This window comes from Pseudomonas syringae group sp. 26L6 (assembly GCF_032587815.1).
Lineage (GTDB): Bacteria > Pseudomonadota > Gammaproteobacteria > Pseudomonadales > Pseudomonadaceae > Aquipseudomonas > Aquipseudomonas amygdali.
In genome coordinates this window covers 92,295-113,691 of the sequence record NZ_JAWHPJ010000056.1, presented here as the reverse complement: position 1 = coordinate 113,691, position 21,397 = coordinate 92,295, and the positions used below count along the sequence as shown (strand labels likewise).

Sequence of the window (21,397 nt, the reverse complement as noted above, 5' to 3'; positions counted from 1 at the left end):
TCGTCTGTACGCGAGGGTCGCCACCGCTTTGCTCCAATCCAGCGGCGATGCGTGAACTCCGCACCCTGCAACGGGGTGCGGAATACTCGCTGACCATACAACGCAGATTATCCGCTCCGCGCTGCGGCTTCCCACACCCTTCTTTCAAAGCTAAACTCGTCGACACACGTCTGCTGCAACCATTTGACGCTCGCTAATGTGCCTGTCTGTTCCTGCCCCTGCCTTTTCGTGTGCCTCGATGCCATTTCCAGCGATGCATCGCCCGAGCCCGATTACGTCTGCGGTCAACATCTGAATCGTGGAAGTCTGTAATGAACACAACAACCAGTCCGACGACCTACAACTACACAGTGGTGCGCCAGTTTGCCATCATGACCGTGGTCTGGGGCGTGATCGGCATGAGCCTGGGCGTGTTCATCGCTTCGCAGCTGGTCTGGCCGGGACTGAACCTGGAACTTGAATGGACCACCTTCGGACGCCTGCGGCCGTTGCACACCAACCTGGTGATCTTTGCGTTCGGTGGCTGCGCGCTGTTTGCCACCTCTTATTACGTGGTGCAGCGCACCTGCCAGACGCGGCTTGTTTCCGATGGCCTGGCGGCGTTTACCTTCTGGGGCTGGCAAGCCGTGATTGTCGGCGCCATCGTGACGCTGCCGATGGGCTACACCACTACCAAGGAATATGCCGAACTTGAATGGCCGGTGGCCATTCTGCTGGCGATCGTCTGGGCCGCCTACGCTGCGGTATTTTTCGGCACCATCGTCAAACGCCGGACCCGGCATATCTATGTCGCCAACTGGTTTTACGGCGCATTCATCGTGGTGACCGGCATGCTGCACATCGTCAACCACATCTCGCTGCCGGTCAGCCTGTTCAAGTCCTATTCGGCCTACGCCGGAGCGACCGACGCCATGATCCAGTGGTGGTACGGGCACAATGCCGTAGGTTTTTTCCTGACCACCGGCTTTCTCGGCATGATGTATTACTTCGTGCCCAAACAGGCCGAGCGCCCGGTGTACTCCTATCGTTTGTCCATCGTGCATTTCTGGGCATTGATCACCCTGTATATCTGGGCCGGTCCGCACCATCTGCACTACACCGCCCTGCCAGACTGGGCACAGTCGCTGGGTATGGTCATGTCGATCATTCTGCTGGTACCCAGCTGGGGCGGGATGATCAACGGCATGATGACGCTGTCGGGTGCATGGCATAAGTTGCGGACCGATTCGATACTGCGCTTTCTCGTGGTCTCGCTGGCGTTCTATGGCATGTCGACCTTTGAAGGCCCGATGATGGCAATCAAGACCGTCAACTCGCTGTCGCACTACACAGACTGGACCATCGGCCACGTACATGCCGGGGCATTGGGCTGGGTGGCGATGATTACCATCGGGTCGGTTTATCACATGATCCCGAAACTCTACGCCCGTCCGCACATGCACAGTGTCGGCCTGATAAACACGCATTTCTGGCTCGCGACCGTCGGTACTGTGCTGTACATCACCTCGATGTGGGTCAATGGCATCACCCAGGGCCTGATGTGGCGTGCAGTGAACGACGACGGCACGCTGACCTATTCCTTCATCGAGACCATGCAGGCCAGTCACTCCGGCTACATCGTGCGCGCCATCGGCGGTGCCATCTTCACCAGCGGCATGCTGTTGATGGCCTACAACGTGATACGTACAGTGCGAGCCTCTGACCCGCAGGCGGCCGAGGCAGCTGCGCGCATTGCCGTCGTGGGAGCGCATTGATGAAACATGATGTGCTCGAAAAAAACATCGGCCTGCTGGCGTTCTTTATGGTTATTGCCGTGAGCATCGGCGGGCTGACGCAGATCGTCCCGCTGTTTTTTCAGGATGTGACCAATCAACCGATCGACGGCATGAAACCACGCAGCGCGCTGGAGGTGGAAGGCCGCGATGTATTCATCGCCAATGGTTGCGTAGGCTGCCACTCGCAGATGATCCGACCATTACGCGCCGAAACCGAACGCTACGGGCATTACTCGGTGGCGGGCGAAAGCGTCTGGGACCATCCGTTTCTATGGGGTTCCAAACGCACCGGGCCGGACCTGGCCAGGATCGGCGGTCGCTACTCGGATGAGTGGCACCGTGTGCACCTGAATAACCCTCGGGACGTGGTCCCAACGTCGATCATGCCTGCCTATCCGTTTCTGGCCGAGAAAAAGATCGACAGCACGCAGACGGCAAAAAAGCTGCAAGTGCTGCGTACCCTTGGCACCCCGTACACCGACGCGGACATCGCCGGTGCGGCCGCCGCCGTGCAGGGCAAGACTGAAATGGACGCGCTGGTGGCCTATCTGCAAGGCCTCGGCACGCTCATCAAGAGCAAACGGTGAACATGATGGACATCGGAATGATTCGAGGCCTTGGCACACTGGTCGTGATGGTTGCGTTCATCGGCCTGATGCTGTGGGTGTTCAGCCCTGCCCGCAAGGCGCACTTCGACGATGCGACCCTGTTGCCTTTCGCGGATGACCCCGAGGCCATAGGCAAGGTCGAGCGCGCCAGGGCTGAACGGGAAGATCAACCATGAGTACGTTCTGGAGCCTGTACGTCGCGGTCCTGACGCTGGGCACAATCATCGCCATGCTCTGGCTGCTGCTGTCCACGCGCAAAGGTCAGCCCGACGAACCGACAGATGAGACCGTCGGCCATGCGTTCGACGGCATTGAGGAGTACGACAACCCACTACCCAGATGGTGGTTCTATCTATTCATAGCGACCATCGTTTTTGCGCTGGGTTATCTAGTCCTGTACCCAGGCTTGGGCAACTGGAAGGGTTTGCTGCCCGGTTACGACTATCGGGACAAGGACAGCAAAGTGCAATTCTCCGACGGCCAGCAAGGCTGGAGCAGTGTCCACGAATGGGAACGGGAAGTGGCCGTTGCCGAGGCCCGCTATGGCCCGCTGTTCGCCAAATACGCCGCCATGCCCGTCGAGGAGGTAGCCAAAGACCCGCAGGCGCTGAAAATCGGTGCTCGCCTGTTTGCCTCCAACTGCTCGGTCTGCCACGGCTCTGACGCGAAAGGCGCCTACGGCTTTCCCAATCTGACCGATGCCGACTGGCGCTGGGGCGGCGACGCTCAGGCGATCAAGACGTCGATCATGGCCGGGCGCATGGGCGTGATGCCCGCCCTGGGCGAAGTGCTGGGCGAACAGGGTGTGCGTGATGTGTCGGCCTACGTGCTGACCCAACTGGACGCCCGGCAGTTGCCCGAAGGTGCCAAAGCTGACCCGGTCGCGGGCCAGAAGACCTTCGCGACACTCTGCGTTGCCTGTCACGGGCCAGAAGGCAAGGGAATGCCGATTCTCGGCGCGCCGGACCTGACGCATCCCAACGCGTTTATCTACGGTTCCAGCTTCGCGCAGTTGCAGCAGACCATTCGCGATGGCCGCCAGGGCCAGATGCCCGCTCAGCAGGTACTGCAAGGCAATGACCGGGTTCACATTCTGGCTGCCTATGTTTACAGCCTGTCCCGCCAGGAGCAGCCTGCTGAAAAAGAGTGATACGGCTCTTACAGACAGTGCGCCTGGCGTCGTGACGGCCTGAAACCCTCACGACTGCCATTGCCGACACATCAAGGCTTGGAACCGCACTTCATCCTCATGCCGTTCAAAGCCGTATCGTCGTCGTACTTATCATCATCGTCCCCCTGATAGTCTTCGACGCGTGTTTCAAAACCGATAGCAACCATTCCGGCAGGACAGCGGAAAGTTTTTTTCCAAACGCCATAACTTGTGTCATAGGCTGCGGCTATGGACTGTCCCCCTTCACAAACAAACCTGACAGAGTCCACTGCTGTGTCGTCTCCGTCCCCTTGAGAGGGCTCCATTTTCAACTGAAATCCAACGATCGCCTGGTCGGCAGGGCACTTCCTGTATCCTGAAAAAGTCCCCCATCCTCCTTCTTTACTTCTCAGGCCGACATCATCGTGGCAGTACATAACGATCGCATTGACGGCCGTATCGTCATCGTCGCCTTGCCATTTTTCCCCCTTTACATCAAAAGCGTTTATGTACAGTCCACTTGGACACCGTGCCGATGGCCCCCAGGTTCCCCAACTCCCCGCATTGTCATATTCGTCGGTTGGTGGAGTTTTAACTGATTGTTTGAGAGGAAACACACCCAGATGTTGCGCGGTCTCGGGCGTATTATTTCTAACGAGCCAGACGGAAATTTTTCTTGAACTCTCATCAATATCGGCGATGAGAAAAGTCTCTTCAGTTGCCGAACCACTCAGAAAAACGGGCACACCTTCATAGGGACTTGGATATATTCCGGCAGCGGTGTGAAAGTGACCTGCAAAAATGGCTGAGACATCATACTCCTTTAACAGTTTACGAAATTTAGTGAGGATAGCTTGAGTACGTGGATCGGATGTCCGGGTCCATTCCTCTGCGTCATGCATACCAATAATGACAAATGTTCCATTATCCCTTGCTTGAATCAGCAGATTCTCCAGCCAGCCATTCTCAACGGGTGACAAAATATCAAACTCATTTGTTGTCCATACACCTGAAGAATAAAACCAGTTTGTATATGAAGGGTCCAAATTCAGCTGAATGTACCGCACACGTCCAAAATCCTTAAAGTACGCAAAGCTTCCTGAATACTTTTTGGTGGTATGAATAAATCCGCTTTCATTAACGCTATAATCCATCCGATTACCGCCCATCCGGCCTGCAAGGTCCTCCATACTGTCTCGGGCGCAGCCATTATTTTCACAGCTGTCTATATTATTCTTGTAATCATGATTACCAAGTCCAAAATACCAATTCGTCGATAATATTGAATCCAGTGTCCCGTACAAAAATGCCCTTTCCTCGCCGTGGCCAAACGCCGTCATGTCTCCGTTTATGATGACCGGGTTATTGCCGGTCCCGCCCATGGCTCCGGCACGCCATTTTTGTATCGCAGAATATTGATTTCTGATGAGGTCTTCAGTACTAACCTCGTTAACCGAGGAGCGGGATTGCAGTAGGACGTCCTGCGATTGCCGGTGCGGCAAAGCGCCCAGACTGTCCTCTGTGTTTTTTTTATCCTTTGACCAAGGGTATTGAGGGTCAGAAGCAAATATAATATGCCTTATTATGCCCTTGGGCCCGCCCGTGCTCACCACAGCGTCTGGGCTTTCATTTTTCACATCACTAACGCACCCGCACATCAATAACAATGTGCTGAACAACGCACAAGGAAAAAGCCTGTAGTTAGACATATCAAAACCCTCATGAAAACTAAAACCCCAGAATCCAAACGCGGACAGAGAGCGTTACTCAGAGCATTTCGGCTGTACTCATTATTACAAACATCTGCTGAAACTCTACTATCAGAACTGATAGGTCGGCTATTGGATACCGACGGCAGTTCTTTGAGTGACAAACGGCACGACGTTTAATAAGTAGCCCAGTCATAGGGGCTGCTTATTACTCCACGCCTACGTGACGGGCTTCGGTAATAAATTTCGCCTTTCTGCAATCTGAAATACCAAGAGAAGCTGACGACGCGCATTGACGCGCATGCAGATAAGCACTGCATAACGCTGCGTCAGGAACCATCAGATCAAGTGGATTTTTAGCATCGGGATACCAGGCAAGCAGTGCGCGGTAGTAATGTGCGTCACTGCACGCATTGTAGTTACATCTCTACACGCTTAGAATTGCTCATTATGACAACGATGTGTCTGCCCATTCCGGAGGTCGCTTTCATGACAACTACCCTCTCAAGCCGCGAATTCAACCAAGACACCAGCGGGGCCAAGAAGGCCGCGAATGAAGGCCCGGTGTTCATTACCGACCGAGGCCGCCCTGCCCATGTGCTGCTTTCGATCGAGGCGTACCTGCAACTGACCGGCAGTGCAGCGAGCATCGCTGACCTGTTGATCATGCCGGCGCACCTCGATATCGAATTCGAGCCGCAACGGGCTGTCATCACGACTCGACCGGTTGACCTGTCCTGATGTTCCTGCTCGACACCGACGTGGTGTCCGAACTCAGAAAACGCAACGCCGATGCGAACGTGCTCCGTTGGTCGCGAACCCAGATGGCGTCCAGCCTGTTCATCTCGTCCATCACGATTCTTGAGCTCGAAACAGGTATCCTGCGTATCGAACGCCGCGACCCGGCACAGGGCGCAGCATTGCGAATGTGGCTTGAGCAGCATGTATTGAAAGCGTTCGCCGGGCGTATCCTGACAGTCGACACTCAGGTCGCAAGGCGCTGCGCCCAACTGCATGTCCCCGACCCGCGCAGCGAATGCGATGCGTTGATCGCGGCTACTGCGCTGGTGCATGGCATGACCGTGGTCACACGCAACACAATCGACTTTCAGTCGTGCGGGGTCGCGCTGCTCAACCCCTGGGTCAGCCAGTTGAATGAAGAAGCGGCCGTTTATTCACGTGCGTCACGTTGAACGCGGATGTAAACGTGCCTGACCTGTATCGGCCCGGGCTACTCCACCGCCGCTGGACCCATCAATGAGCAACCAGATTCCGGTACACGACATCACACCGCCATCCGAAAAAAGCGGCGAATTCATCGACCTCTATGCCTCGCGCGAGAAAATCCACACCCGCGCGTTTAAAGGTCTGTTTCGCAATGTGCGCATGCTGGGCGGTGCCGTGTTGCTGCTTATCTTTTTTGGCACGGTCTGGCTCAATAAAGGTGGGCACCAGGCGGTCTGGTGGGACCTGCCGCAACGCAAGTTCTACATCTTCGGCGCGACGTTCTGGCCGCAGGATTTCATTCTGTTGTCCGGCATTCTGATCGTTGCAGCCTTCGGGCTGTTCTTCATCACGGTCTATGCCGGACGGGTATGGTGCGGCTACACCTGCCCGCAAAGCGTCTGGACCTGGATGTTCATGTGGTGCGAGAAAGTCACCGAGGGCGATCGCAACCAGCGTATCAGGCTTGACCATGCCCCGATGAGCACCGGCAAACTGGCGCGTAAGCTCGCCAAGCACAGCCTGTGGCTGCTGATCGGCTTTGCCACGGGCATGACCTTCGTAGGTTACTTCTCTCCCATTCGCGACTTGTGCATTGATCTGTTCACGGGCGAAGCGGATGGCTGGGCGTATTTCTGGGTCGGTTTCTTCACCCTGGCCACTTACCTCAATGCAGGCTGGCTGCGCGAGCAGGTGTGCATCTATATGTGCCCCTACGCGCGGTTCCAGAGCGTGATGTTCGACAAGGACACGCTGATCATCTCCTACGACCAGAATCGTGGCGAAGCCCGAGGCCCGCGCAAGAAGGAGGCTGATCCTCAGGCACTGGGGCTGGGTGACTGCATCGACTGCACGATGTGCGTGCAGGTCTGCCCGACCGGCATCGACATTCGTGACGGCCTGCAGGTGGAATGCATCAGCTGTGCGGCGTGCGTCGATGCCTGCGATACGGTCATGGACAAGATGGACTACCCTCGCGGCCTGATTCGCTACACCACCGAACACAATCTGTCCGGGCAGCGCACCCGCACCTTGCGCCCGCGCCTGATCGGTTATGCACTGGTTCTGTTGCTGATGATCGGGCTGCTGATCGCGGCCTTCTGCATGCGTGGGCTGGTGGGTCTGGAGGTCAGCAAGGACCGTATGCTTTTTCGGGAAAACGCCGAAGGCCGTATCGAAAACGTCTACACCGTGAAAGTGATGAACAAGGATCAGGTGGATCATGACTATGTGCTGGAGGCCAGCGGCCTGCCCGACCTGAAACTGCAGGGCCGTCGGGAAATCAGCGTCCCGGCAGGCGAGATCGTCAGCCTGCCAGTGGGGCTGTCCAGCGCGCCTGAAAAACTCCCGGCACACAGCAACGAAGTCACCTTTACCCTCAAGGACATCGACAGCGACACACATGTCGACACCAAAAGCCGTTTCATCGGCCCACCTCTTCGTTAAGAGCACCGTCATGCCCGTTGCGACTGCTGCAAGCCCTTGGTACAGGCACCTCTGGCCATGGATCATCATCGCCATTCTGACCTGCTCGGTGACGTTGAGCCTGTCGATGGTGTTCATCGCAGTGACCAACCCTGACCCGCTGGTCACCGATAACTACTACGAGGCCGGCAAAGGCATCAATCGCTCGCTGAATAGGGAAATGCTTGCGCAAAACCTCAAACTGCACGCCCGTGTACATCTGGACGAGTTGACCGGCGAAGTCGAGCTGCGCCTGAGCGGCAACAGCAACCCGGAGCGTCTGGAGTTGAACCTTATTTCGCCGACGCGCCCTGCCAGTGATCGCCGTGTGTTCCTGACCCGCAGCCCGTCTGAACCGGGCCGTTACATCGGGCAGTTGCAAGACCGGGTCAAGGGTCGGCGCTTTGTGGAACTGCTGGGTGTCGAAGGCGACCAGACCTGGCGTCTGTTCGAAGAAGAGCAGGTCGACGCTGCTGACCTGACCTTGGGCGACGAACCCCTGCAAGCTGCGCAACGCCGGAAAGACTGAACATGGCGACGCTACCCCCCGCCACTCCAATGTGCTGTTACCACTGCGGCCTGCCCGTTCCAGTCGGTGACTGTTTCACGGCGGTTGTACTCGGTGAACCCCGGGAGCTGTGCTGCCCCGGCTGTCAGGCGGTGGCCGAGGCCATCGTCGCCAGCGGCCTGGAAAGCTATTACCGCCATCGTAGCGAGGCCTCGGCCAACCCGGAAAGCCTGCCCACGCAATTGATCGATGAACTGGCACTCTACGACCGCCCTGAAGTACAGGCTCCTTTCGTGCGCCACGAAGGCGATTTGTCAGAAGCCACTTTGCTTGTCGAGGGCATCAGTTGCGCAGCCTGCGGCTGGTTGATCGAAAAACGCCTGAGCCGCTTGCCTGCGGTGGCCGAAGCGCGCATGAACCTCTCCACCCATCGCCTGCACGTACGCTGGCGCGGCGACCAGCTTGCCCTCAGTCAGTTGCTGAGCGAGCTGCACGCAATTGGTTATGTCGCTCACCCCTGGCAGGCCGATCGCGCCGCCGAACGTCTGGCAAGTGAAAACCGTCTGGCGTTGCGGCAACTGGGTGTCGCTGGTCTGCTGTGGTTTCAGGCAATGATGGCAACCATGGCCACCTGGCCGGAGTTCAACATCGACCTCAGCCCGCAGATGCACACCATCCTGCGCTGGGTGGCGCTGTTTCTGACCACTCCGATCGTGTTCTACAGTTGCGCACCGTTCTTCCGCGGCGCGTTGCGCGACCTGCGCAGCCGTCAACTGACGATGGACGTCTCGGTGTCGCTGGCAATAGGCGCGGCTTATGTCGCCGGCATCTGGACTGCGGTCACCGGCGCTGGCGAATTGTATTTCGATGCGGTAGGCATGTTTGCATTATTCCTGCTGGCCGGACGCTACCTGGAACGCCGCGCCCGCGAGCGCACAGCGGCAGCCACGGCGCAACTGGTCAACCTGCTGCCCGCCTCATGCCTGCGCCTCGGTGACGATGGCCGGAGCCAGCGCATCATGCTCAGCGAACTGCGTTTGACTGATCGTATATTGGTGCGCCCCGGTGCGGTGATCCCGGCTGACGGCAGGATCCTCGAAGGTCATTCCAGTATCGATGAGTCACTGCTGACCGGCGAGTACCTGCCACAAGTGCGCAGCGCGGGCGATGCGGTCACCGCAGGAACGTTGAATGTCGAGAGTCCGCTGACCATTGCCGTGTCGGCGCTGGGTCAGGAAACCCGTCTTTCGGCCATTGTCCGCCTGCTCGAGCGCGCCCAGGCGCAGAAGCCCCGTCTCGCGCAGATCGCCGACCGGGCTGCACAGACCTTTCTACTGTTTTCGCTGATGGCGGCGGCGCTGATCGGCGTTATCTGGTGGCAAATCGACGCATCCCGTGCATTCTGGATTGTCCTAGCAATGCTCGTTGCCACCTGCCCCTGCGCGCTGTCGTTGGCGACACCGACCGCGTTGACAGCAGCCACCGGCACGCTGCACAAGCTTGGTCTGTTGCTGACCCGAGGTCATGTACTGGAGGGCCTGAATCAGATCGACACAGTCATCTTCGACAAGACCGGCACCCTGACCGAGGGACATCTGGCGCTACGCAGCATTCACCCGCTACGCGAACTGGACGCCAGCCGCTGTCTTGAGCTGGCGGCGGCGCTGGAAAACCGTTCCGAGCACCCTATTGCCCGCGCCTTTGGTCGAGCGTCAAGGGCCGCCGAAGAGGTGCACAGCACACCGGGGCTAGGGCTGGAAGGACGTGTTGACGGGAAACTGCTGCGCATCGGCCAGGCGCCGTTCGTCTGTGCGCCGAGCGGCACTGAACCGCCGGTGATCACCGATGAGTCCGGCCAGTGGCTATTGCTGGGCGATGCGCAAGGGCCGCTGGCCTGGCTGGTACTCGACGATCGACTGCGCGACGATGCCGGCACCTTGTTACAAGCCTGCAAGGCACGAGGCTGGAAAACGCTGCTGCTGTCCGGAGACAGCTCACCGATGGTCGCCAGTGTCGCGCAGGCGCTGGGGATAGAGGAAGCGCGTGGCGGTATGCGCCCGGACGACAAGCTGGAGGTGCTGCGGCAACTTCAGGCTCAGGGACGCAAGGTGCTGATGATCGGTGACGGGGTGAATGACGTCCCGGTCATGGCCGCTGCCGACATCAGTGTGGCAATGGGCTCGGCCACCGACCTTGCAAAAACCAGCGCTGACGCCGTGCTGCTGTGCAACCGTTTGCCGGTGCTGATCGACGCACTGAATCTGGCCCGACGTACGCGCAGGGTCATTATCGAAAATCTGCTCTGGGCCAGCCTGTACAATGGCCTCATGCTGCCATTCGCGGCACTGGGCTGGATCACCCCGGTATGGGCGGCCATCGGCATGTCGCTCAGTTCATTGACCGTAGTGCTCAACGCCTTGCGCCTGACCCGCATGCCGCGCCGCGCCCTGACGTCACAACCTGCCCCGGAGGTTTCATGCCCGCGCTTTACATCATGATCCCTGCTGCGCTGCTGCTGGTGGGTGTTGCGATCTACGTGTTCTTCTGGGCGGTGGACAGCGGCCAGTACGACGATATGGAAGGCCCGGCGCACAGCATATTGTTCGATGATCCGCCGTCAGTGGATCATGCCCGGCCAGAACAGCAACGGCCTGGCGCTGACGAGAAACACGATGTTTGAACTTGCTTCGACGCTGCTCTCGGCGCTCATTCTCGGGCTGCTGGGCGGCGGCCATTGCCTGGGGATGTGTGGCGGCCTCATGGGAGCGCTGACACTGGCCATTCCCAAGGAACAGCGCAGCCGTCGATTCCGGCTGCTGCTGGCCTATAACCTTGGGCGCATTCTCAGTTACACGGTTGCCGGCCTGGGTTCCGGGCTGGTCGGCTGGGCAGTCGCGCAAAGTCCGCTGGCAACGGGTCTGCGGGTCATCGCCGCAGTGTTGCTGATCGTGATGGGGCTGTATCTGGCTGGCTGGTGGAGCGGGCTGACGCATATCGAGCGCCTGGGCCGAGGCCTGTGGCGATACCTGCAACCGCTGGCCAGCCGCTTGCTGCCGGTGTCCAGCCTGCCCCGCGCCTTGTTGCTCGGCGCGCTGTGGGGCTGGCTGCCCTGCGGGCTGGTTTACAGCGCCCTGCTCTGGGCCGCCAGCCAGGGCAATCCTCTCCATAGCGCCTTGCTGATGCTGGCCTTCGGGCTGGGCACCTGGCCCGTTCTGCTGGCCACCGGACTTGCCGCCGAGCGCACCACTGTCCTGCTGCGCAAACGAGGTGTTCGCATGGCCGGAGGGTTGCTGGTAATCGTGTTTGGCCTCTGGACCTTGCCGGGGCCGCATCAGCATTGGCTGATGGGGCACTGAGGCCGGGCAGCTCACCCCGCTTGATCCACGTCAACGCCCGCCCTTGAGCGCCTGCGTATGCTCGCGACATCGCCAGCCTGACCGGGAAACGTGCGCATGCTTGACGCCATTCGTTGGGATTCAGACCTGATCCATCGCTATGATGTGGCAGGACCGCGCTATACGTCCTATCCGACAGCAGTGCAACTTCACACACAAACAGGCGCATTTGACCTGTTGCATGCTCTGCGGGAAAGCCGCAAGGCGTTGCGCCCGCTGTCGCTCTATGTGCATCTGCCCTTCTGCGCGAACATTTGTTACTACTGTGCCTGCAATAAGGTCATCACCAAGGACCGCGGACGCGCCCAGGCTTACCTGCAGCGGCTCGAACACGAAATACAGATGCTCGCCTGCCACCTGGCACCCGGTCAGGTAGTGGAGCAACTGCACCTGGGCGGCGGCACGCCGACCTTCCTGAGTCATGCTGAACTGCGTCGGTTGATGGCGCAGCTGCGCGCGCATTTCAATTTGCTGGAAGATGACTCCGGCGACTATGGCATCGAGATTGACCCTCGCGAAGCGGACTGGTCGACCATGGGCCTGCTGCGCGAGCTGGGTTTCAACCGGGTCAGCCTTGGCGTGCAGGACCTGGACCCCACCGTGCAACGGGCGATCAACCGCATGCAAAGCCTGGAGGAAACCCGCGCCATCGTCGAAGCCGCCCGCACGCTGCAGTTTCGCTCTGTGAATATCGACCTGATCTACGGCCTTCCCAGACAAACCGCGCAAGCCTTCAGCCGCACAGTGGATGAAATCATCGAATTACAGCCCGACCGGTTGTCTGTGTTCAACTACGCCCACCTGCCGGAACGCTTCATGCCGCAGCGGCGCATCGACACGGCCGAACTGCCGGATGCCCGGAGCAAACTGCTCATGCTCGAGCGCACCGTCGAGCAACTGGGCAACGCCGGTTATCGCTACATCGGCATGGACCATTTCGCCCTGCCCGACGATGAGCTGGCTATCGCCCAGGAAGACCTGACCCTGCAACGCAATTTTCAGGGCTACACCACGCATGGTCACTGTGATCTGATCGGGCTGGGCGTCTCGGCCATCAGCCAGATTGGCGAGCTGTACAGTCAGAACAGCAGCGACCTGAGCGACTATCAAAGGCTGCTGGACAGCGACCAGCCAGCAACCAGACGAGGGCTGATGTGCAGCGATGACGACCGAATAAGACGCGCAGTCATTCAGCAGTTGATCTGCCACTTCATGCTGGATTTCGCCGAGATTGAAAAAGCATTCTCCATCGATTTCAGAGGCTATTTCAGCGACGCATGGCCACAACTGCTTGGCATGGCGGAGGACGGGCTGATTGCGTTGAGCGCCGCGGGAATTGAAGTGAAACCGGCAGGCCGGTTGCTGGTGCGTGCTGTGTGCATGGTCTTCGATGCGTACCTGACCCGGCAGAACAGGCAGCAGTTCTCCCGGGTGATATGAGCAGAGGCCTGGTTCTACATTTTGGCCAGAACCAGCATGCCCGCCTTGGTCTTGTCGGCGTCGCTGGAGTTCAGGCTGTTCATCAGCGACGACAAATCGGCCGTGGAATTGCTCACCTGCGCCTGCAATGTGGTGAGCACGGTCTGTAGCGCCGCGGCCTTGGTGCGGCGCTCCTCGGGACTCAGACTCGGGTCCTTCAGAGCCTTCTGGATCTGCTCCATGGTTTCCGCGATCCTGCGTTGAAGCTCGCGAATAGCCTTGAGGATCTTCTGCACGGAAGCCGGCAGGCCGCTCTGCTCGATATCGGCATTTCTGGAAGACGACGCAGCGGCCGCCTTGCCTGCTGACGACAGATTGACTTCAACGCCCTTTGCCTCACCGGCAGGCGTCTCGACGCTGCTTTCGCTGGTCTGGCTGCTGTACGTAATCTGCGAGGTCGCAGTACGTATCGTAATACTGTTGATCAACGGAAGTGTCGTTGACATGCCAAGGCATCCTGGTTCATCCGAGGGAATACAGGCTTATCGGCAGCCGCTCTGGAACCTTGATGGTACAGAAGGCTTTGTAGGCTGGCCCCGACAAGCAAGGGTGAGGTACCCTTACGGCTTATGTGTGTTTTCCCACAAGGAATTAAGTGATGTCCGAGCCAGTAAAGTTGCGCGCTCAAAACCAGGCTCACTGCAAGGATTGCAGTCTCGCTCCACTCTGCCTGCCCCTCTCGTTGAACACGGAAGACATGGACTGCCTTGACCAGATCGTCAAACGGGGCCGTCCACTGAAAAAAGGCGAGTTTCTATTCCGTCAGGGAGATACCTTCGAGTCGGTCTATGCAGTACGCTCCGGCGCGCTGAAAACCTTCAACATCAGTGACAACGGCGAAGAACAACTCACCGGCTTTCATCTGCCCAGCGAACTGGTCGGAATGTCAGGCATGGACGCCCAAGCTTACCCGGTCTCGGCGCAGGCACTGGAAACCACCTCAGTGTGCGAAATACCATTTGAACGCCTGGATGAGCTGTCGGTGCAGTTGCCGCAACTGCGTCGCCAGTTGATGCGCGTCATGAGCCGCGAGATCCGCGAAGATCAGCAAATGATGCTGTTGCTATCGAAGAAGACCGCCGATGAGCGTATTGCCACGTTTCTGATCAATCTGTCTGCGCGCTTCCGGGCCAGAGGTTTCTCGGCCAATCAGTTTCGTCTGAGCATGTCGCGCAACGAAATCGGTAATCACCTGGGCCTGGCCGTCGAGACGGTGTCGCGGGTATTCACCCGGTTCCAGCAAAACCAGTTGATTGCTGCAGAAGGCAAAGAGATTCATATCCTCGCCCCGATCGAGCTGTGCGCGCTGGCAGGCGGCGCAATGCAAAGCTGATACGTGCGATCTGTGGCGGGTCGGCTTAAACTATCGGCCAAACCTGCCATGGATCCCCCTGATGACTTTCGATCAATCGAACTTCAAGTCCCTGATACGCCCGGTCGTAGACTTTCCCAAGCCGGGCGTGGTCTTTCGCGACATCACTCCCCTCTTTCAGTCGCCCAAGGCTACCCGTCAGGTAATCGACAGCTTCGTGCAGCGCTATATAGAAGCCGATTTCAGCCATATCGGCGTCATGGACGCGCGTGGTTTTCTGATTGGTTCGGTGGTGGCGTATCAACTGAACAAGCCGCTGGTGCTGTTTCGCAAACAAGGCAAATTGCCTGCCGACGTACTCTCCGAGGCCTACCAGACCGAATACGGCGAAGCGTATCTGGAAGTGCATGCCGACAGTCTGTGCGAAGGTGACTCAGTCATCATGTTCGATGACCTGATCGCGACGGGAGGCACGCTGATCGCCGCCGCCAACCTCATCCGCCGCATGGGCGCTGAGGTACATGAAGCCGCTGCGATCATCGACCTGCCGGAACTGGGTGGCTCCAAGCGTCTTAACGACCTGAAGATCCCGACGTTCTGTCTGACCGAGTTTGCGCTGGACGAGCAGTAAGACCGGCACTGACCGTGGCTCCGCTTTGCACGGTGGTTCTGCGATGTCAGATGGATTGGGGTTCGACTCAGGTCACCTTTTCGCCCCTCGGCGAGTTACTTTGACGGGCCAAAGTAACCAAACCCCCTCGCTCCTGTTTCCGGCCCGACTTCGTCGGGTTCCTTCGCCCTGTCACTGATCCGGGGGTCGCCGCAACGGGCCATCCATGGCCCGGTGCGGCTAGCCTGGCGTCCTGCCAGGCTACCCCCGGATCAGCGCCAGGACTCAGCCGTCACTAACGTCGCACTCTGCGTCGTCAGTACCATCGCGATAAAAAAGCACTGTATGGCAGCATTAACAGGTAAGGCATGATGTTCTGCCGCACCGGAAATTTGCAACGCCAAGCGTTAAGAAGAGCATGCCAATGCAGAGTGATTGACACGAGAATCATACTCAAAATCGGACGCAGAGCGTCCAGAACGGCATGCGACGCGGAGCGTCGCACGATAGTTGAGATTATCGTTGCAGTTCTGGACGCTCTGCGTCCGACCTTGAATGGGCAGCGCAGGCGTGTACCGAAGAGAAACTAGCTCGCAGTATTGCTGTGCAGTTTGGTCATCAGTTGCGCTTCGGCCTGGGTCAGGCCGCAGGACTGGGTCAGCTCATCGATGCTGGCACCCATGCCGACCAGGCGTGCAGCCTGGGCAAAGGACAGCGTGGAGGGATCGCGCTGTTCCAGTGCAGTGAGCTTGTCCGGCAACGGCGCAACGATGGCACGCAGCTCGTGCAACGCTTCGCCCATGCGCACCGTGCCGTTCTGGTAGTTGTCCAGGCGTCTGGCCAACTCCTTGATCCGCTGATCACGCAAGGCAGCCGCCTCATCACGCTCGGCATCGAGCTTGCGCTGACGCCTGGTATGGGCCAGGAACATAAACAGCGTGACTACCCAGAGAATGCCCAGGAAGACGACAGCTACCTCAAAGATCAATCAGATGTTCTCCAGTTCGGACCACTCTTCTTCGGACATCATTTTGTCCAGTTCAACCAGAATCAACAGTTCGCCGTTCTTGTTGCAAACGCCCTGAATGAATTTGGCCGACTCATCGTTACCCACGTTTGGCGCAGTTTCGACTTCAGACTGACGCAAGTAAACCACTTCAGCCACGCTGTCGACCAGAATCCCGACCACTTGCTTGTCGGCTTCGATGATCACGATACGCGTATTGTCGCTGACTTCAACCGGAGCCAGACCAAAGCGCTGACGGGTATCGATCACGGTGACCACGTTACCGCGCAGGTTGATAATGCCCAGTACGTAGCTTGGCGCACCCGGGACCGGGGCGATTTCAGTGTAGCGCAGCACTTCCTGCACCTGCATCACGTTGATGCCATAGGACTCGTTGTCCAGGCGGAACGTAACCCATTGCAGGATAGGATCTTCGGAACCTTGTGCAGACGACTTATTCATAACCCCAACCCCTCACGTGTGTTCTTTGCAGGTGATGCCACTGGCATCGACCCATGATTATTTCGACTTATTCAACTGCTTGACCGCGCCACTGGCTATCAGCTCGGCCAATTCTGCAACATCCAGCAACGCGCACATGTGCTCGATAACCGTGCCCGCCAGCCATGGGCGCTGACCTCGCTGCGTGCGCCATTTGATCTCGTTCGGATCAAGACGCAACGAACGGCTGACTTGATGCACCGCCAGTCCCCACTCGTATCCCTGCACCGAAATCACGTACTGCAATCCCTGGCGAAAATCGTCGCGGTAGCGATCAGGCATGATCCAGCGCGCGGTATCCAACACTTTCAGGTTGCCCGCCTGGCAAGGCAGGATCCCGAGAAACCAGTCCGGCTGACCAAACAGTGGCGTCAGCTCCTGCCCTGCCAGCGGGTAAATCGACCCTAGGCATACCAGCGGCACTGCCAGCGTCAACCCGGCCACGTCGAACAACAGGCATTCGAACGGCTCGGCGGCCCATGCCGGGCGACCATCGCTGGTCGGCGGCGGCGTCGGCGTGCGCTGGGTCACCAGTGTGCTCAACTCGGCGACCGGCTCGACCAGCTCAACGGTCGACACTGCTTCTTCAACCTTCACCACTTCGGCAACAATCACCGGAGCGACTTCAATCACGGGCGCAGGCGCTGCGACCTTTACTGCTACAGCCACCGGAGCCGGCGCGGCCACCGCAACCGCCAGCGGTTTGATCTGCGCTTGCATCCGCGCATCAAAGGCTTGCTCTTCGAGCACAGCCGCCTGAAATTCATCGATGCTGCTGACAGGCTCTTCAAGCACTTCAGTCGCGTCGTACAGCAATGCGTCCAGATAGGACTGCAACGCCAGCTTGGGTCGTGTTGCTACTTCTACAGGGCGGTTCATACCGGGGCCCAACAAAAAATGGAGCAGGTGCAACCTGATAGAGTTATCGGCCGCATTGAGGCATCACTTGAGCAAACTGTGTAGAAAGAATGGACGTTCACGTCAGGCCACCTGAGCATTGAGCTGCTCGGCGAGCATATGCTTGAGCAATGCCCGATAAGCAATCACACCGCGACTCTTACTGTCATTCTGCGACGGCGTCAGCCCCAGACGGCTGGCATCGCGCAGCCGCGTGTCAACCGGCACGTAGGCTTGCCAGACATGATCGGGAAAACTGTCGCGCAATAATTTCAATGTGCCCATCGACGCCTGAGTACGACGGTCGAACAAGGTCGGCACGATGGTATAAGGCAACGGCACCTTGCGCGAACGGTTGATCATGGTCAGGGTATTGACCATACGCTCCAGGCCTTTCACAGCCAGAAACTCGGTCTGTACCGGTATCGCCAACTGCTGGCTAGCCGCCAGCGCATTGACCATGAGAACGCCCAGCAGCGGCGGACTGTCGATCAGCGCATAGTCAAAATCCTGCCACAACTGCGCCAGACTCTTAGCGATCACCAGGCCCAGGCCGCTCTGGCCAGGGGATTGACGCTCCAGTGTGGCCAGCGCCGTGCTGGAGGGTATCAGCGAGATACGCTGGTCACTGGTCGGCAGCAGCAATTGGCCCGGAAGCCCCTCCGGAACCGCACCCTTGTGGAGAAACAGATCGAAGGCACTGTGTTCCAGTTCGTCCGGGTTATGCCCGAAATAGCTGGTCATGGAGCCGTGGGGGTCCAGATCGACCACGACCACACGCTTGCCCGCATCGGCCAGCAGGCCGGCCAGGGCGATGGTCGTGGTGGTCTTTCCGACTCCACCTTTCTGGTTGGCTACTGCCCAGACTCTCATTGATGTTTTTCCTTGCGTACAGCAACGACCATACCGATACGATGTTAGGGGGCAGGTGACGGAGAATTGACGGCGTTCGCACGTACCGGCGGCTTTGCTGGCACCGGTGCAGTTTGTGTGCCAGCACGCCTCAGTGCAGCATCCGGTTGCACATTGGCCGACCCTGAACTGGTCAGGCTGCGACGCACATCCAGATTTCGCGAGATGACCAGCACTACGCGGCGGTTCTTGGCGCGTCCGGCGGCAGTGGTATTGGGCGCGATCGGTTGAAACTCACCGTAGCCCACAGAGGCCAGTCGCGCTGGATTGACACCGTCCATCGCCAGCATGCGCACAATGCTGGCAGATCGAGCCGAAGACAGTTCCCAGTTGGTCGGAAACTGCGCAGTGCTGATCGGCTGGTCGTCAGTGAAGCCTTCAACGTGTATGGGATTGTCGAAGCGTTTGACGATTCCGGAAACCTTTTCAATGATCGTGAAGGCCTTGTCGCTGGGTATGGCGTCGCCGCTGACGAACAACAGGCTGGAGTTGAGTTCGATCTCGATCCATAACTCGTTGCCGCGCACCGTCATCTGATCGGACTTGATCAGGTCGCCGAACGCATCGCGAACATCCTGAGCGATGGTTTGCAGCGGATCATCAGAAGCCTGGCCAATTCCGGCATCGGTCTGTTCGCTGTCCTTGACCAGCGGCTCGGCGGGCTTTATCGAGACCGGGCGCTGCTCACCAATAGGGATCGGTTTCATAGTGCGCTCGGTATCGTTGAATACGCCAACCAGTGCCTGGGACAGAATCTTGTATTTGCCTTCATTGACCGAGGAAATCGAGTACATCACCACGAAAAAGGCGAACAGCAGGGTAATGAAGTCGGCATACGACACCAGCCAGCGCTCATGATTTTCGTGTTCTTCGGCCTGACGTCGGCGAGCCATGCGCTGTTACTCCATGAAGCCTTGCAGCTTGAGTTCGATGGAGCGCGGGTTTTCACCCTCGGCGATGGACAGCAAGCCTTCAAGCAGCATTTCGCGGTAACGCGACTGACGGTGGGCAATGCCTTTAAGCTTGTTGGCCACCGGCAGCAGAATCAGGTTGGCCATTGCAACGCCATAAATGGTGGCAACAAAAGCCACCGCAATCCCACTGCCCAGTTGGCTCGGGTCGGCCAGGTTGCCCATGACGTGAATCAGCCCCATTACCGCACCGATGATGCCCACGGTCGGCGCATAGCCGCCCATGCTTTCGAATACCTTGGCAGCCTGAATATCGCGGGTTTCCTGAGTGATGAAATCCACTTCAAGAATGCTCCGGATCGCTGCAGGTTCGGCACCATCGACCAACAGTTGCAAGCCTTTGCGGGCATAACTGTCAGGTTCGGAATCGGCGACCGTTTCCAGACCGAGCAAGCCTTCCTTGCGGGCGGTCATGCTCCAGCCGATCACCCGGTCGACACCGCCGGGCAGATCGATACGAGGCGGGAAAATGATCCAGCGGATGATTTTCATGGCACGCATGAACGCGCTCATCGGTGACTGCAACAGCGACGCACCCAGTGTGCCGCCCAGTACAATCAGGGCTGCCGGGCCATTGAGCAACGCACCTAGATGTCCGCCTTCAAGAAAGTTGCCGCCAATGATCGCGACAAACGCCAGGATCAGGCCGATAAGACTGAGTACATCCATCAGAGACAGGCCTCTACCAGGTGGCGACCTATGTCATCCAGACTGTAGATCGCATCTGCAAGCTCAGCCTTGACGATTGCCATCGGCATGCCGTAAATGACGCAGCTCGCTTCGTCCTGCGCCCATACGGTACTGCCCGCCTGCTTGAGCAGGCGCGCGCCCTCACGGCCATCGGCACCCATGCCGGTCAATACCACCGACAGCACCTTGTCACCGTAGGACTTGGCGGCAGAGCCAAAGGTGATATCTACACAAGGTTTGTAATTCAGGCGCTCGTCACCCGGCAGAATCTTCACCGTACCGCGCGCATCCACCATCATCTGCTTGCCGCCCGGTGCCAGCAACGCCAGACCAGGGCGCAGAACGTCGCCGTCCTCTGCTTCCTTGACGCTGATCTTGCACAGCTTGTCGAGACGCTCGGCAAAGGCCTTGGTGAAGGCCGCAGGCATGTGTTGAATCAGCACCAGCGGTGCCGGAAAGCTGGCTGGCAACTGGGTAAGTACCCGTTGCAACGCAACCGGGCCACCGGTTGAGGTGCCGATGGCCACCAGTTTGTATGCCTTGCGCTTGGGCGTGCCTGAGGTGGTCGGGTGTGCCGGAGCATGGTGAGCATGAGCCGCAGGGGCCGTGGCAGGCGCTGCAGTGCGCGTCGGCACGGCACGGGCTGGCGCGGTGGTGGGCGCAGGTGCACGGCTGGACGACGTCGGCGCTGCCGGTGCAGCCGCCGATGCAGCGCTGGCCGCACCAAACCCGCTTGAACGGCGGTTACTGCGCGAAATGCTGTTGATCTTCTCGCACAGCAGCTGTTTGACCTTCTGCGGGTTGCGCGAGATATCTTCGAAATTCTTGGGCAGGAAATCCACGGCACCGGCGTCCAGAGCATCCAGCGTCACGCGCGCACCTTCGTGCGTCAGCGACGAGAACATCAATACCGGGGTGGGGATACGCTGCATGATATGACGAACTGCCGTAATGCCATCCATCATCGGCATTTCGTAGTCCATGGTGATGACATCAGGTTTGAGCGCCAGCGCCTGCTCAATCGCTTCCTTGCCGTTGGTGGCGGTGCCAACCACTACAATGTTGGGGTCCGAAGAAAGAATTTCCGTAACACGGCGGCGGAAAAAACCGGAATCATCCACCACCAGGACCTTGACTGCCATAAACACTCCAATAGGTGTTGCAGGCAGCCAGGCTGCCCGCACCC

General features: G+C 58.6%; 23 protein-coding genes. 14 read left to right on the top strand and 9 right to left on the bottom strand.

Annotated elements, in window-relative coordinates; genetic code table 11:
• Positions 1 to 311 precede the first annotated feature (311 nt).
• The 4 genes from ccoN to ccoP are packed head-to-tail and all read left to right on the top strand — an operon-like array spanning position 312 to position 3,533.
• Entirely contained in the window at positions 312 to 1,754 is a 1,443-nt protein-coding gene (gene ccoN / locus RYA97_RS24910; protein WP_002554246.1) for a cytochrome-c oxidase, cbb3-type subunit I, read from the top strand.
• A complete protein-coding gene (gene ccoO / locus RYA97_RS24905; protein ID WP_005744599.1) occupies positions 1,754 to 2,362 on the top strand; it encodes a cytochrome-c oxidase, cbb3-type subunit II in 609 nt (202 codons plus the stop codon). Before ccoN ends, ccoO begins: the two co-directional genes overlap by 1 nt.
• Positions 2,363 to 2,367: 5 nt before the next feature.
• On the top strand, positions 2,368 to 2,559 hold the full coding sequence (locus tag RYA97_RS24900; RefSeq protein WP_005744598.1) for a CcoQ/FixQ family Cbb3-type cytochrome c oxidase assembly chaperone: 192 nt from the start codon (positions 2,368 to 2,370) through the stop codon (positions 2,557 to 2,559).
• A complete protein-coding gene (gene ccoP, locus RYA97_RS24895) occupies positions 2,556 to 3,533 on the top strand; it encodes a cytochrome-c oxidase, cbb3-type subunit III (protein ID WP_005780477.1) in 978 nt (325 codons plus the stop codon). The genes RYA97_RS24900 and ccoP overlap by 4 nt, the downstream gene beginning before the upstream one ends.
• A gap of 71 nt (positions 3,534 to 3,604) precedes the next feature.
• On the opposite strand, the gene RYA97_RS24890 is transcribed toward ccoP, so the two are convergent.
• Positions 3,605 to 5,242, bottom strand: coding sequence for a metallophosphoesterase (locus RYA97_RS24890; RefSeq protein ID WP_005780476.1), 1,638 nt, complete (start codon positions 5,240 to 5,242; stop codon positions 3,605 to 3,607).
• 489 nt (positions 5,243 to 5,731) lie between these two features.
• Here RYA97_RS24890 and RYA97_RS24885 point away from each other — a divergent pair, with 489 nt between their 5' ends.
• From RYA97_RS24885 to hemN, 8 genes are all read left to right on the top strand, one after another.
• On the top strand, positions 5,732 to 5,983 hold the full coding sequence (locus RYA97_RS24885) for a type II toxin-antitoxin system Phd/YefM family antitoxin (RefSeq protein WP_005744595.1): 252 nt from the start codon (positions 5,732 to 5,734) through the stop codon (positions 5,981 to 5,983).
• Positions 5,983 to 6,435 carry a type II toxin-antitoxin system VapC family toxin gene (locus tag RYA97_RS24880; protein WP_005780474.1) on the top strand — a complete coding sequence of 151 codons (453 nt, stop codon included), beginning with the start codon at positions 5,983 to 5,985 and terminating at the stop codon, positions 6,433 to 6,435. The genes RYA97_RS24885 and RYA97_RS24880 overlap by 1 nt, the downstream gene beginning before the upstream one ends.
• A gap of 64 nt (positions 6,436 to 6,499) precedes the next feature.
• Positions 6,500 to 7,912 carry a cytochrome c oxidase accessory protein CcoG gene (ccoG, locus tag RYA97_RS24875; protein ID WP_010198118.1) on the top strand — a complete coding sequence of 471 codons (1,413 nt, stop codon included), beginning with the start codon at positions 6,500 to 6,502 and terminating at the stop codon, positions 7,910 to 7,912.
• A 10-nt stretch (positions 7,913 to 7,922) separates the two neighbouring features.
• Positions 7,923 to 8,459, top strand: coding sequence for a FixH family protein (locus RYA97_RS24870; RefSeq protein WP_005780471.1), 537 nt, complete (start codon positions 7,923 to 7,925; stop codon positions 8,457 to 8,459).
• 2 nt (positions 8,460 to 8,461) lie between these two features.
• Positions 8,462 to 10,936, top strand: coding sequence for a heavy metal translocating P-type ATPase (locus tag RYA97_RS24865; RefSeq protein WP_316893279.1), 2,475 nt, complete (start codon positions 8,462 to 8,464; stop codon positions 10,934 to 10,936).
• Positions 10,915 to 11,118, top strand: coding sequence for a cbb3-type cytochrome oxidase assembly protein CcoS (gene ccoS, locus RYA97_RS24860; protein WP_002554255.1), 204 nt, complete (start codon positions 10,915 to 10,917; stop codon positions 11,116 to 11,118). Before RYA97_RS24865 ends, ccoS begins: the two co-directional genes overlap by 22 nt.
• Entirely contained in the window at positions 11,111 to 11,794 is a 684-nt protein-coding gene (locus RYA97_RS24855) for a sulfite exporter TauE/SafE family protein (protein ID WP_316893277.1), read from the top strand. The genes ccoS and RYA97_RS24855 overlap by 8 nt, the downstream gene beginning before the upstream one ends.
• Positions 11,795 to 11,890: 96 nt before the next feature.
• On the top strand, positions 11,891 to 13,273 hold the full coding sequence (gene hemN / locus RYA97_RS24850; protein ID WP_316893275.1) for an oxygen-independent coproporphyrinogen III oxidase: 1,383 nt from the start codon (positions 11,891 to 11,893) through the stop codon (positions 13,271 to 13,273).
• A gap of 14 nt (positions 13,274 to 13,287) precedes the next feature.
• On the opposite strand, the gene RYA97_RS24845 is transcribed toward hemN, so the two are convergent.
• Positions 13,288 to 13,758 (bottom strand): hypothetical protein, encoded by a 471-nt coding sequence (locus tag RYA97_RS24845; RefSeq protein WP_004658764.1) that lies wholly within the window; start codon positions 13,756 to 13,758, stop codon positions 13,288 to 13,290.
• A 152-nt stretch (positions 13,759 to 13,910) separates the two neighbouring features.
• Here RYA97_RS24845 and fnr point away from each other — a divergent pair, with 152 nt between their 5' ends.
• Both fnr and RYA97_RS24835 read left to right on the top strand, forming a co-directional pair.
• Positions 13,911 to 14,645 carry a fumarate/nitrate reduction transcriptional regulator Fnr gene (gene fnr, locus RYA97_RS24840; protein WP_005744587.1) on the top strand — a complete coding sequence of 245 codons (735 nt, stop codon included), beginning with the start codon at positions 13,911 to 13,913 and terminating at the stop codon, positions 14,643 to 14,645.
• Positions 14,646 to 14,706: 61 nt separating this feature from the next.
• Positions 14,707 to 15,255, top strand: coding sequence for an adenine phosphoribosyltransferase (locus RYA97_RS24835; protein WP_005744586.1), 549 nt, complete (start codon positions 14,707 to 14,709; stop codon positions 15,253 to 15,255).
• Positions 15,256 to 15,820: 565 nt separating this feature from the next.
• Here RYA97_RS24835 and RYA97_RS24830 read toward each other — a convergent pair.
• From RYA97_RS24830 to RYA97_RS24800, 7 genes are all read right to left on the bottom strand, one after another.
• Complete coding sequence (locus RYA97_RS24830) at positions 15,821 to 16,222, bottom strand: DUF2802 domain-containing protein (RefSeq protein WP_004644274.1); 402 nt, start codon at positions 16,220 to 16,222, stop codon at positions 15,821 to 15,823.
• A complete protein-coding gene (locus RYA97_RS24825) occupies positions 16,223 to 16,702 on the bottom strand; it encodes a chemotaxis protein CheW (protein ID WP_003370201.1) in 480 nt (159 codons plus the stop codon).
• A 57-nt stretch (positions 16,703 to 16,759) separates the two neighbouring features.
• Positions 16,760 to 17,620: a CheW domain-containing protein gene (locus RYA97_RS24820; protein WP_316893272.1), complete on the bottom strand. Its 861-nt coding sequence runs from the start codon at positions 17,618 to 17,620 to the stop codon at positions 16,760 to 16,762.
• Between the two features lie 102 nt (positions 17,621 to 17,722).
• The gene (locus RYA97_RS24815) at positions 17,723 to 18,511 is read right to left on the bottom strand and encodes a ParA family protein (protein WP_002554264.1); all 789 of its coding nucleotides are present in this window, start codon (positions 18,509 to 18,511) and stop codon (positions 17,723 to 17,725) included.
• Positions 18,512 to 18,555: 44 nt separating this feature from the next.
• Positions 18,556 to 19,443 (bottom strand): flagellar motor protein MotD, encoded by an 888-nt coding sequence (gene motD / locus RYA97_RS24810; RefSeq protein ID WP_002554265.1) that lies wholly within the window; start codon positions 19,441 to 19,443, stop codon positions 18,556 to 18,558.
• 6 nt (positions 19,444 to 19,449) lie between these two features.
• On the bottom strand, positions 19,450 to 20,190 hold the full coding sequence (locus RYA97_RS24805; RefSeq protein ID WP_002554266.1) for a flagellar motor protein: 741 nt from the start codon (positions 20,188 to 20,190) through the stop codon (positions 19,450 to 19,452).
• Entirely contained in the window at positions 20,190 to 21,353 is a 1,164-nt protein-coding gene (locus RYA97_RS24800) for a chemotaxis response regulator protein-glutamate methylesterase (RefSeq protein ID WP_002554267.1), read from the bottom strand. Before RYA97_RS24800 ends, RYA97_RS24805 begins: the two co-directional genes overlap by 1 nt.
• Positions 21,354 to 21,397 lie beyond the last annotated feature (44 nt).

Coding starts and splice junctions, on each gene's coding strand:
- RYA97_RS24820 (WP_316893272.1), bottom strand. CDS start 17,620: ATGAACCGCCCTGTAGAAGTAGCAACACGACCCAAGCTGGCGTTGCAG.
- motD (WP_002554265.1), bottom strand. CDS start 19,443: ATGGCTCGCCGACGTCAGGCCGAAGAACACGAAAATCATGAGCGCTGG.
- ccoO (WP_005744599.1), top strand. CDS start 1,754: ATGAAACATGATGTGCTCGAAAAAAACATCGGCCTGCTGGCGTTCTTT.
- RYA97_RS24815 (WP_002554264.1), bottom strand. CDS start 18,511: ATGAGAGTCTGGGCAGTAGCCAACCAGAAAGGTGGAGTCGGAAAGACC.
- RYA97_RS24800 (WP_002554267.1), bottom strand. CDS start 21,353: ATGGCAGTCAAGGTCCTGGTGGTGGATGATTCCGGTTTTTTCCGCCGC.
- RYA97_RS24880 (WP_005780474.1), top strand. CDS start 5,983: ATGTTCCTGCTCGACACCGACGTGGTGTCCGAACTCAGAAAACGCAAC.
- RYA97_RS24825 (WP_003370201.1), bottom strand. CDS start 16,702: ATGAATAAGTCGTCTGCACAAGGTTCCGAAGATCCTATCCTGCAATGG.
- RYA97_RS24885 (WP_005744595.1), top strand. CDS start 5,732: ATGACAACTACCCTCTCAAGCCGCGAATTCAACCAAGACACCAGCGGG.
- ccoP (WP_005780477.1), top strand. CDS start 2,556: ATGAGTACGTTCTGGAGCCTGTACGTCGCGGTCCTGACGCTGGGCACA.
- ccoS (WP_002554255.1), top strand. CDS start 10,915: ATGCCCGCGCTTTACATCATGATCCCTGCTGCGCTGCTGCTGGTGGGT.
- RYA97_RS24845 (WP_004658764.1), bottom strand. CDS start 13,758: ATGTCAACGACACTTCCGTTGATCAACAGTATTACGATACGTACTGCG.
- ccoN (WP_002554246.1), top strand. CDS start 312: ATGAACACAACAACCAGTCCGACGACCTACAACTACACAGTGGTGCGC.
- RYA97_RS24805 (WP_002554266.1), bottom strand. CDS start 20,190: ATGGATGTACTCAGTCTTATCGGCCTGATCCTGGCGTTTGTCGCGATC.
- RYA97_RS24890 (WP_005780476.1), bottom strand. CDS start 5,242: ATGTCTAACTACAGGCTTTTTCCTTGTGCGTTGTTCAGCACATTGTTA.
- RYA97_RS24870 (WP_005780471.1), top strand. CDS start 7,923: ATGCCCGTTGCGACTGCTGCAAGCCCTTGGTACAGGCACCTCTGGCCA.
- RYA97_RS24835 (WP_005744586.1), top strand. CDS start 14,707: ATGACTTTCGATCAATCGAACTTCAAGTCCCTGATACGCCCGGTCGTA.
- RYA97_RS24900 (WP_005744598.1), top strand. CDS start 2,368: ATGGACATCGGAATGATTCGAGGCCTTGGCACACTGGTCGTGATGGTT.
- RYA97_RS24865 (WP_316893279.1), top strand. CDS start 8,462: ATGGCGACGCTACCCCCCGCCACTCCAATGTGCTGTTACCACTGCGGC.
- ccoG (WP_010198118.1), top strand. CDS start 6,500: ATGAGCAACCAGATTCCGGTACACGACATCACACCGCCATCCGAAAAA.
- fnr (WP_005744587.1), top strand. CDS start 13,911: ATGTCCGAGCCAGTAAAGTTGCGCGCTCAAAACCAGGCTCACTGCAAG.
- RYA97_RS24855 (WP_316893277.1), top strand. CDS start 11,111: ATGTTTGAACTTGCTTCGACGCTGCTCTCGGCGCTCATTCTCGGGCTG.
- hemN (WP_316893275.1), top strand. CDS start 11,891: ATGCTTGACGCCATTCGTTGGGATTCAGACCTGATCCATCGCTATGAT.